Source organism: Streptococcus mitis (assembly GCF_003942795.1).
GTDB lineage: Bacteria > Bacillota > Bacilli > Lactobacillales > Streptococcaceae > Streptococcus > Streptococcus mitis_BJ.
Window position 1 is genome coordinate 1 of record NZ_RJNY01000032.1, and the last position, 10,641, is coordinate 10,641.

Consider the following 10,641-nt stretch of genomic DNA (forward strand, 5'->3'; position numbering starts at 1 on the left):
CTATTTTTAAGACCTTTTTGAAAGATAAGTACAAGATCATGAATGCACTGGAACTTCCCTACTCAAACGCAAAACTAGAGGCTACCAATAACCTCATCAAAGTCATCAAGCGAAATGCTTTTGGCTTTCGGAACTTTGACAACTTTAAAACTAGAATTCTCATTGCTTTGAACATCAAAAAGGAGAGAACCAATTTGGTCCTCTCCAGGGTATAGCTTTTCATCAACCCACTACAGTTGACAAAGAGCCGAAAAATCTTCAAGAGTTTTTTTTATTTCTATTCTTCATCCATGCTCAAGACGCTAAGGAAGGCTTCTTGTGGGACTTCTACTGATCCGATAGCTTTCATCCGTTTCTTACCTGCCTTTTGTTTTTCAAGGAGTTTGCGTTTACGAGAAACGTCACCACCGTAACACTTGGCAAGTACGTTCTTACGAAGGGCCTTGATATCAGTACGGGCCACAATCTTGTGCCCAATTGCTGCTTGAATTGGAACCTCAAATTGTTGACGAGGGATGATTTTTTTGAGCTTATCAACGATGAGTTTCCCACGTTCGTAGGCAAAATCCTTGTGAACGATAAAGCTGAGGGCATCCACCTTATCACCATTGAGAAGGATATCCATTTTCACCAGCTTAGATGGACGGTACTCTGACAATTCATAGTCAAAGCTTGCATAACCACGCGTCGAAGACTTAAGCTTATCAAAGAAGTCAAAGACGATTTCAGCAAGTGGAATTTGATAGATAACATTGACACGGTTGTCATCAATATAGTCCATGGTCACAAAGTCCCCACGCTTGCGTTGAGCCAGTTCCATCACCGCTCCAACAAACTCCTGTGGTACCATGATTTGCGCCTTAACATAAGGTTCTTCAATAGTCGCAATCTTGGTTGGGTCTGGAAACTCTGATGGGTTAGAAACATCCATAGACTCCCCGTCGGTCAAGTTAACCTTATAGATAACAGACGGAGCTGTCATGATGAGGTCAATATTGAACTCGCGCTCTAAACGCTCTTGGATAACATCCATATGGAGAAGCCCAAGGAATCCACAACGGAAACCGAATCCAAGCGCCTGCGATGTTTCTGGTTCAAACTGAAGGCTGGCATCGTTGAGTTGCAATTTTTCAAGGGCTTCACGAAGGTCATTGTATTTATTAGACTCGATTGGATAAAGCCCTGCAAAGACCATAGGATTCATTTGCTTGTAGCCATGTAATGGCTCTTCCGCAGGATTGGTTGCCAAGGTAACTGTATCACCCACACGGGTATCTTGAACCGTCTTGATAGAAGCTGCAATGTAACCAACGTCACCAGTCGCAAGGAAATCGCGCCCTACTGCTTTCGGTGTGAAAATTCCCACCTCAGTCACATCAAAGGTCTTGCCATTGCTCATGAGCTGAATCTTATCGCCAGGTTTGACCACTCCGTCCATAACACGAACTTGCAGGATAACCCCACGGTAAGCATCATAAACTGAGTCGAAAATCAAGGCTTTTAATGGAGCTGAAACATCACCAGTTGGTGCGGGAACTTTCTCTACGATCTGCTCAAGAATTTCTTCAATACCAATACCAGCTTTGGCTGAAGCTAAGACTGCTTCACTGGCATCCAGTCCGATGACATCCTCAATCTCTGTACGCACACGCTCTGGATCAGCTGCTGGTAGGTCAATCTTGTTAATGACTGGCAGAATTTCCAAATCATTATCCAAGGCTAGATAAACGTTAGCAAGAGTTTGCGCCTCAATCCCTTGGGCCGCATCAACCACCAAAATCGCTCCTTCACAGGCTGCTAGCGAACGCGACACTTCATAGGTAAAGTCCACATGCCCTGGCGTGTCAATTAAGTGGAAAATATAGGTCTCGCCATCTTTAGCAGTGTGATTAAGCTCAATGGCATTCAACTTAATGGTAATCCCACGTTCACGCTCAAGATCCATACTATCCAAAAGCTGGGCTTGCATTTCACGACTAGAAACCGTCTCCGTCTTTTCCAAAATGCGGTCTGCTAGGGTTGATTTCCCATGGTCAATATGGGCGATAATAGAGAAGTTCCGAATCTTCTCCTGTCGTTTTTTCAAATCTTCTAAGTTCATGATGCTCTTCCTTTCAGGGTATCTATTAATTATAAATTGTTTTTAACATTTTGACAAGACCATACCCTGCTAGGAGTACTAATCTTCGGCAATAAAGCCATCATTCTCGATAAAGTGGTGTTCGGTCATTCCTTGGTCAGTAAAGACAATCCCATGAAGGACACCACCATAAACAGCTCCTCCATCCATGCCAATCTTGCCATCCTCTGTTATCCAAAGCTCAGCAGTACCTCGGTCTTGCTTTAGCAAACCATAAACTGGTGTATGCCCAAAGACAATGGTTTTTCCAGTATGATTTTCGGCTTCGTGGAATGGTTTTCTGAGCCAGACTTTCTTGTAATCTGTTGTTTCATGCCAATCATCCAAGGTCAAGTCAATACCCGCGTGAACAAAGATATACTTGTCTGTCTCTACTACAAATGGCATTTGACGAATAAATTCGACCAAGTCTGCTGCTTCAGTCGCAACCCGTTTGGCATCTTCTACGCCATCAACTGGTGCATCCAAGGGACGACCTAAAATAGAGTTAATGGTTGTATCTCCACCATTGCGACGATAATGGTCATAGCTTTCTTCTGGGTCATCGAGCCAAGTCAGAAACATATACTCATGGTTTCCTGATAGACAGATAGCTCCATGATTGTCGACCAAGTCTTTGACCATTTCTAGAACACGTCGACTGTCTTCACCACGGTCAATCAAATCCCCTAGAAAGAGCAACTGAGTTTGACCATCCCAGGTTCTAAGCAGATCTTCTAGCATACCTGCCTTTCCGTGAACATCTCCAATTACATAATAGTCTGTCATTTATTTCTCCCTCGTTTGCAATAATTCTCTGGCTTGGGTAAGGGCAGCTTCGGTTACATTTTCCCCAGCCAACATCTTAGCTACTTCCTCTACTCGCTCTTCTATAGTCAAGAGACGAACCGTCGACACCGTAGAATGCTCATCACTAATCTTCTCAATAAAGAATTGATAATCCGCGATGGCAATCACTTGTGGAAGGTGAGAGATAGCAAGAACCTGACCATGTTGGCCAATCTTATGAATCTTCTGAGCGATGGCTTGAGCCACACGACCTGAAACTCCCGTATCCACCTCATCAAAGACAATACTGGTCTTCCCTTCCTTGCGAGAAAAGGCAGACTTGATAGCCAACATGAGACGGGATAATTCCCCACCAGATGCAACTTTGACCAAAGGCTTAAAGTCCTCACCTGGGTTGGTGGAAATGTAAAACTCGACCGTTTCATTCCCCTCACGACTAAATTTACCCTTACTAAAGCGAACCTGGAATTGTGCCTTCTCCATATAGAGGTCTTGCAATTCTTGCTTAATCTCAGCTTCAAGCTGCTGGGCCAAATCATGACGAGCGGATGCGAGCTGCCCTGCCAAATCAACAAGATTGACTTCCAATTTCTTGAGCTCTGCTTCCATGTCTTCAGAAGAAAGATTATTACCCGTCAAGAGATTGTACTCATCCGTAATCTTGGCAAAATAAAGCAAAACATCGTCCACAGTTCCACCGTACTTGCGGGTAATAGTATTCAGAAGATCTAGGCGATTCTCAACCTGCATGAGGCGATTGCCATCAAAATCCAAGTCCTCAATAATATCTTCCAAACGCTTTGTAATATCTTCTAAAACATAGTATGTTTCTGATAGAGAACTTGAAATTTCACGGTATTCAGGGTCGTATTCTTCAACACTTTCCATGTCATTCATGGCTGAACGGACATTAGCAAGACTGGAGAATTCCTCATTGTCCAACATACTGTAGGCATTGGTTAGCGTATCCGCAATATTTTTATGATTGAGGAGTTTATCTCGTTCTTGGTTAAGAGCCAAGTCTTCACCAGCCTGCAAGTTTGCTGCCTCAATCTCTGCCATTTGAAATTCCAACATCTCAATACGAGCCTTATGTTCCTGCTGGTTTTTCTTGACTTCTAGAACCTGCTTACGCATTTTGCGATAGGCATCAAAGCTCGTTTGATAGGTCTCCTTCAAGTCCAAGAAAGCAGCATTACCAAACTCATCCAACATCTGGATATGCAGTTGAGGACGCATTAACTCTTCTTGATCATGCTGACCATGTATATCCACAAGGTGTTGCCCAATAGCACGCAAGACAGAAAGATTGACCATCTGGCCATTCACGCGACTAACACTACGACCATTTTGCAAAATTTCCCGGCGGATGATAATCTCATCACCCAATTCTAAACCTTGCTCTTCAAAAAGTTCCTGCAAAAGGCGACTATCTTCAACCGAGAAAAGCCCCTCAATCTCTGCCTTAGAAGCACCATGACGAATAACGTCTGTCGTTGCCCGAGCCCCCAACATGAGATTCATAGCGTCGATAATGATAGACTTTCCAGCACCCGTTTCCCCAGTCAAAACAGTCATACCCTTTTCAAAATTGAGGGAAATCGCCTCAATAATGGCAAAGTTTTTTATCGAAATTTCAAGTAACATACTGACCTACCATTTTTTGACTTGTTCAACAATTTCTTCAGCTGCCTCTGCTGTTCTAGCTACAATTAAGATAGAATCATCATCAGCTAGACAGCTAAAAATCTGTTCAGAAAATGCTTCAACCAACTGACTCTTCACAAAAATAGTATTTCCAGGAATGACAGAAAGGTTGATCATATTTCCCATTAACTCAGAACTCACAATATTGTCCTCAGCCAACTGCAAACTCTTAACAATTGATTTTGGCAATTCATAGATATAGGTATTATTCTTCAAAGGAATTTTAACAATCCCAAGCTCCTTGATATCCCTTGATACAGTGGCTTGAGTAGCAGAAATACCTGCTTCCCTCAAGTACTCAACAATTTCTTCCTGAGTCCCGATCTGATAATCCGTAACAAATCTTCTAATTTTTTCAAGTCTCTCTTTTTTATTCATCTTTAAATTCTCTATGTGCTCTCTCTACAACTTTTTCTATTTCAGGAGCAACTTGGTTACTTGCTCCCTCTTCCTTTTTCAAATATGCCAAAAATTCGATATTTCCATGTCCACCTTGGATTGGTGAATAGTCTAATCCAAGCACTGAAAAACCTTGATCAACTGCCATAGCAGTGACAGATTCAAGGACAGTTTGATGAACCTTGGCATCGCGAATGATTCCATTCTTCCCGATTTGCTCACGACCTGCTTCAAACTGCGGCTTAACCAGAGCTACAATTTGACCTTGATCAGCCAAGACGCGGTGCAAAGCAGGCAAAATCAGACTGAGGGAAATGAAACTCACATCAATACTGGCAAAGCTCGGTTCCTGCTCAAAGTCAGTCTTTTCAGCATAACGAAAATTAAACTGCTCCATGCTGACAACCCGTGGGTCTTGACGTAATTTCCAAGCCAACTGATTGGTGCCAACATCGACTGCAAAGACTAACTCAGCACCATTTTGCAACATGACATCAGTAAATCCTCCAGTGGAGGCCCCAATATCAATCGTTGTCGCTCCCTCCACTGACAAATCAAATACCTGCAAGGCCTTCTCCAGTTTTAGACCACCACGACTGACATACTTGAGTTTTTCACCTTTGAGTTTTAGCTCAGTGTCATCTGGGATTTTTTCTCCTGGTTTATCAAAGCGTTCTCCATTCAGGACTGCTACGACTAGTCCAGCCATGACACCGCGCTTGGCTTGTTCACGCGTTTCAAACAAACCCTGTTTATAAGCTAGTACGTCCACTCTTTCCTTAGCCATTGATTCTCAAACTTTCTACTATTTTCACAATCGGCGCTGTTTCAAAGCTGACTTGCTGGGCGATTTCTTCTAATTTAGCCTCGGCTTGATCCAAAGTTTGGTTACAAAAGGAAATGGCCTCTTCCAAACCCAACAAGGCTGGATAGGTTGACTTTTCTGCCTGCAAGTCCTTTTGTGGAGTCTTGCCGATTTCCTCAAAACTAGCTGTCACATCCAGCACATCATCTCGAACTTGAAAGGCAAGTCCAATTAATTCACCAACCATTTTCAGTTTTGTTTGGATTTCTGGTGCTAATTCTGCTATGATAGCAGCTGCTTGGAAAGGATAGGCTAGTAACTTACCTGTTTTATTGGCATGAATAGTCTGAAGTTCTTCCAAGGACAAATGCTGGTGTTCGCCTTCCATATCTAAAACCTGCCCTGCCACCATGCCTAGACTACCTGAAGCAAGGGATAAGTTGGCAATCAAGTCCACCTTGATCTGACTTGGCAAATCTGCCTGCGCGATCAAGGCATAGGGATCTAGGAACAAGGCGTCTCCTGCCAAAATGGCCATCGCTTCACTAAATTTCTTGTGATTGGTCAAGCGTCCCCGACGATAATCATCGTCATCCATAGCTGGAAGGTCATCGTGAATCAAGCTCCCTGTATGAATCATTTCCAAGGCCGCAGCCACTTGGGCATGAGCAGGTTTGATAGCAACTTGCAAGGTTTCCAGAACTTCTAACAAGAGAAATGGGCGAATTCGCTTGCCACCAGCATGAATGGAATAGAGAACAGACTCTCGCAAACTAGAGGCAAACTGCTGGTCTCCATAAAAATTTTCCAAAGCCGACTCGACAAGAGCTAATTTTTCTTGCTTCTTCATTCAAAATCACTTTCTGTTCCGTCTTCTTGCATGACCTTGACCAAGGTCTTTTCAGCCTTGTCCAGCGTCGCTTGGAGCTCTTTTGACAAGACCATGCCCTTTTGAAAGGCAGTAATCGCATCTTCCAGAGCGATTTCACCATTTTCTAAACTTTGGACAATGGTCTCCAGTTCTGCTAGATTTTCCTCAAATTTCTTTTGTTTTGACATCTTTAACCTCTAATTCTACTTGACCATCTCGCATCAAAAGCGTTACTTGGTCTTTTTTCTTCAACATCTCAACAGAATCGACTACGGACTCTTCTTTTTTGACAATAGCATATCCACGCGCCACGATTCGACTGGTATCCAACATCAGCAGTGCTTCTGAAAGTCGCTTGACTTCAGCAACCTTGGCGTCATAAACCAGCGCCATTTGGCTACGTAGGAGCTTGTCCAACTGACCTAGACGGTCTTGATAACGCTGGATCTTGGTAACAGGTGATAATTGGACTAGTTGATGCGCCCTTGCTTGGACTAGCTGGTTGCTATCAGAAATCCGTGTTCGCAAACTTTGTTTTAAACGCAGTTGCAGTTGGTCTAACCGTTGCAAATAGCCATCATACAAGCGCTCTGGCTGTCTAAAAATGACTGACTGACTGCATTTTTTCAAAGCTTCTTTTTTTCTTGACAGGACATTCTGAACTGCTGTTGCCATCCGTTTTTCCTGATTTTGCAAATGGGTCAAGAGATCCAACTTAGTTACAGGTGTTGCCAGTTCTGCTGCAGCCGTTGGCGTTGCCGCCCGACGATCCGCTACGAAATCTGCCAAGGTCACATCCGTCTCATGCCCAACACTAGAAATGATTGGCAAGCGAGATTCAAAAATAGCCCGTACCACAATTTCTTCGTTAAAGGCCCAGAGATCCTCGATCGAACCACCACCACGACCAATGATGAGAACATCTAGGTCCTCACGTTGATTGGCACGCGCAATATTTCGAGCAATTTCCTCCGCAGCTCCATCACCTTGTACCTTAGTCGGATAGAGAAGGATATCAACACCAGGAAAACGTCTGCTGACGGTCGTGATGATATCTCGAATAACAGCTCCACTGCGACTGGTCACCACACCAATTCTCTTAGAAAATTGGGGAAGAGGTTGCTTGAACCGTTCTTGAAACAGACCTTCTTCTGTCAATTTTTTCTTGAGTTGTTCAAACTGAATCGCAAGCGCCCCAACCCCATCAGGCTCAGCCTTTTCAATGATGATGGAGTAGCTCCCACTCGGTTCATAAACCTGCACACGCCCAATCACATTGATTTTCATTCCCTCTTCCAAGTCGAAACCTAATTTTTGATAAATCCCAGACCAGATGGTTGCTTGAATAACTGCATGGTCATCTTTTAAAGAGAAATATTGGTGAGTAGGTCGTTTACGAAAGTTGGAAACTTGACCAGTTAAATAGACCCGTTCCAAGTAAGGGTCTTTATCGAATTTCATTTTCAGATACTTGGTCAAAGTTGTTACCGATAAATACTTTTCCATCTCCACCTACTATTCATTTTCTTGCTTTTCCATGGGTATTATTATACCAAAAACATGCTTAAAAATCACCTTTTTCCTACTGAAACTAAAGGAAAAATAGAAAAAGGAGGCTAGGCCTCCTCATCTGATTATTTACTGTTTCGCGCTTCTTCCAAAATCTTTGCAATCTTAGTGGTCAAAAGGTCGATAGCAACTGTATTGCTGACTCCCTCAGGAATGACGATATCCGCATAGCGCTTGGTCGGCTCGATAAACTGGTGGTACATAGGTTTAACTACACCTAAGTACTGCTCAATGACACTGTCAAGGCTACGTCCACGCTCTTCCATATCACGCTTGATCCGACGAATAATACGCACATCATCATCCGTATCCACAAAAATCTTGATGTCCATCAAATCGCGCAGGCGCTTGTCCTCCAAGACCAGAATCCCCTCAACGATAAAGACATCCTGAGGCTCCTGACGATAGGTCTTGCTACTCCGTGTATGGGCTGTATAGTCATAAGTCGGAATGTCCACTGGGCGCCCTGCCAACAATTCCTTAATCTGCTCGATCATCAAGTCTGTATCAAAGGCAAATGGATGGTCGTAGTTGGTTTTGACACGCTCTTCAAAAGTCAAGTGAGACTGATCCTTGTAGTATGAATCATGCTCAATCATGGAAATCTTTTCATCAGGAAAATGCGATAAAATGGCTCTTGAAACACTGGTCTTACCACCACCAGAACCACCTGTCACTCCGATAATGATTGGTCTATTTTGCATGCTATCCTCCGTTTTTTTATCCGTCGTCTATTCTATCATATTTTTTTCAAAATTTATAGTCTGATTTGGATAGTCTAGGGGGAAACGATTCCATCCCCACACTCTAGTTAAACTAGCTAAAAACCTTCCTTGGTTTGTAAAAATTGTCCCTTTTTTCTAGAATGGCTAGCAATTTATCCCCCTCAAAGGCAGCCAATTCTTGGTCTGTTTGGTCTAACTCAATAAAACGACCAAATCGCACTTCTGTAGCCTGTTCTGGAGTTAGGATAACTTTGACAAGGTCACCTATTCCAATCTCTAGAGGATGGAGAAAGTCCAGTTGACCAGCCTCCACTTTTTCAGCAATTTCATTCAAAGTCAAGGCATCTTCTAACTGTAAACCTGCTGCACTCGTCCGAGTCAAATGGGACATATGGGCCGCATAACCCAGCTTCTCTCCCAAGTCAACAGACAAGGTACGGATATAAGTCCCCTTACTACATTTCACACGAAAGGTAAAACGTGCAAGTTCGCCCTCATAAGAAATCGGACTTGTTCGTTCAAATTGATAAATGGTCACCTGACGTTCTGGACGCTCCACTTCCTGACCAGCACGCGCATACTCATAGAGCTTGCGACCATTAACCTTAACAGCCGAGTACATCGGTGGAATCTGAGTAATAGGCCCAGTCAGACTAGCAATCGCTTCATCGACAATGGTTCCATCCAAGGGCGACAAAACAGGTGTCTCTGCGACCACTTCCCCACTAGCATCCTCGGTCGTCGTTGAATAGCCCAGAGTAATCTCTCCCTCATAGACCTTGCCCTCATCCTGCATAAATTCGACCATACGGGTTGCCTTGCCAACCGCGATTGGCAAAACACCCACCACATCTGGATCCAAGGTCCCACCATGACCAATCTTCTTGGTTCCCAAAATCTTACGCAGTTTAAAAACCGCGTCATGCGAGGTCATCCCCGCTTCTTTTTTTAAGTTGATAATACCGTTCATGTGTTGCTTTCTGATTTCATTCATGAAATATCTTCTTCAAGAATTGTAATGTAATTATCTTTTGTAACAAAAGATTTGCTGCTTTTCTTCTAGTGATGGATATACCTCGTTTATTTCCTTCTCCCGTTTTCATCAAAGTTTTTCTTCAATGCAATCTCTGTTGAAATCATCGCGCCAACTAAAGGGATTGTCTGAATCATCGTGATAATAAAGCCAACAGTACTCATTGTCTCCGTTCCCTTTTCAAAAACAATGGCCATGGCAATCACGGAGAGAGGTGCTGAAAGTAGTCCGCAAAGATACCATACTTTCCCCAAATATTGATTCGCAAACTTCCATGTTTCTTCATTTCTCATGGATCTTTTTGTTCGGTATCCGAAGAAATAATTGATTTCTTTCGGTGTTCTCCTGAAAAANAGCCAGCCAAATAAAAGCATAGTTAACGGAATAAGTAAAACTACGATTAGCATGAATATCCTAAATCCCATTTAAATTCCCTCCATTACTTTTACCTCTAAATGATAGATTCCGATCATGTCAGCAATCTGCTTGTCTTTTTGATCGATTTGATCCACTAGTTGAGTACGTTCACGCTCAAAATCATCGCGCAATTGCTCAATTTGACTTTGTAGCATTTTTTACACGTGCGCTAGAACGTGCTATCCT

General features: G+C 43.1%; 13 protein-coding genes. 1 reads left to right on the forward strand and 12 read right to left on the reverse strand.

Annotation, left to right across the window (positions count from 1 at the left end):
• Window positions 1–215, forward strand: a 215-nt coding sequence (locus D8847_RS09955) for a transposase (protein ID WP_142999092.1), incomplete at its 5' end; no start/stop codon positions are given.
• A 62-nt stretch (window positions 216–277) separates the two neighbouring features.
• Here D8847_RS09955 and lepA read toward each other — a convergent pair.
• The 12 genes from lepA to D8847_RS10670 form a co-directional block, all read right to left on the reverse strand.
• A complete protein-coding gene (lepA, locus tag D8847_RS09960) occupies window positions 278–2,101 on the reverse strand; it encodes a translation elongation factor 4 (protein ID WP_125841447.1) in 1,824 nt (607 codons plus the stop codon).
• Between the two features lie 78 nt (window positions 2,102–2,179).
• Window positions 2,180–2,908: a metallophosphoesterase family protein gene (locus D8847_RS09965; RefSeq protein WP_125841448.1), complete on the reverse strand. Its 729-nt coding sequence runs from the start codon at window positions 2,906–2,908 to the stop codon at window positions 2,180–2,182.
• Window positions 2,909–4,576: a DNA repair protein RecN gene (recN, locus tag D8847_RS09970; RefSeq protein ID WP_125841449.1), complete on the reverse strand. Its 1,668-nt coding sequence runs from the start codon at window positions 4,574–4,576 to the stop codon at window positions 2,909–2,911. It abuts the gene before it with no gap.
• 6 nt (window positions 4,577–4,582) lie between these two features.
• Window positions 4,583–5,014, reverse strand: coding sequence for an arginine repressor (locus D8847_RS09975; protein ID WP_001034409.1), 432 nt, complete (start codon window positions 5,012–5,014; stop codon window positions 4,583–4,585).
• A complete protein-coding gene (locus D8847_RS09980) occupies window positions 5,007–5,822 on the reverse strand; it encodes a TlyA family RNA methyltransferase (protein WP_125841450.1) in 816 nt (271 codons plus the stop codon). Before D8847_RS09980 ends, D8847_RS09975 begins: the two co-directional genes overlap by 8 nt.
• Complete coding sequence (locus tag D8847_RS09985; RefSeq protein WP_084854405.1) at window positions 5,815–6,690, reverse strand: polyprenyl synthetase family protein; 876 nt, start codon at window positions 6,688–6,690, stop codon at window positions 5,815–5,817. Before D8847_RS09985 ends, D8847_RS09980 begins: the two co-directional genes overlap by 8 nt.
• Window positions 6,687–6,899, reverse strand: coding sequence for an exodeoxyribonuclease VII small subunit (locus tag D8847_RS09990; RefSeq protein WP_000043230.1), 213 nt, complete (start codon window positions 6,897–6,899; stop codon window positions 6,687–6,689). Before D8847_RS09990 ends, D8847_RS09985 begins: the two co-directional genes overlap by 4 nt.
• On the reverse strand, window positions 6,877–8,217 hold the full coding sequence (gene xseA, locus D8847_RS09995) for an exodeoxyribonuclease VII large subunit (RefSeq protein WP_084854407.1): 1,341 nt from the start codon (window positions 8,215–8,217) through the stop codon (window positions 6,877–6,879). Before xseA ends, D8847_RS09990 begins: the two co-directional genes overlap by 23 nt.
• Window positions 8,218–8,345: 128 nt before the next feature.
• Window positions 8,346–8,984 carry a uridine kinase gene (udk, locus tag D8847_RS10000; protein WP_001181372.1) on the reverse strand — a complete coding sequence of 213 codons (639 nt, stop codon included), beginning with the start codon at window positions 8,982–8,984 and terminating at the stop codon, window positions 8,346–8,348.
• A gap of 112 nt (window positions 8,985–9,096) precedes the next feature.
• Window positions 9,097–9,975 (reverse strand): tRNA pseudouridine(55) synthase TruB, encoded by an 879-nt coding sequence (gene truB, locus D8847_RS10005; protein WP_125841451.1) that lies wholly within the window; start codon window positions 9,973–9,975, stop codon window positions 9,097–9,099.
• Window positions 9,976–10,085: 110 nt separating this feature from the next.
• Window positions 10,086–10,463 (reverse strand): SdpI family protein, encoded by a 378-nt coding sequence (locus D8847_RS10010; protein WP_000506903.1) that lies wholly within the window; start codon window positions 10,461–10,463, stop codon window positions 10,086–10,088.
• Entirely contained in the window at window positions 10,464–10,610 is a 147-nt protein-coding gene (locus D8847_RS10670; protein WP_156025221.1) for a hypothetical protein, read from the reverse strand.
• Window positions 10,611–10,641 lie beyond the last annotated feature (31 nt).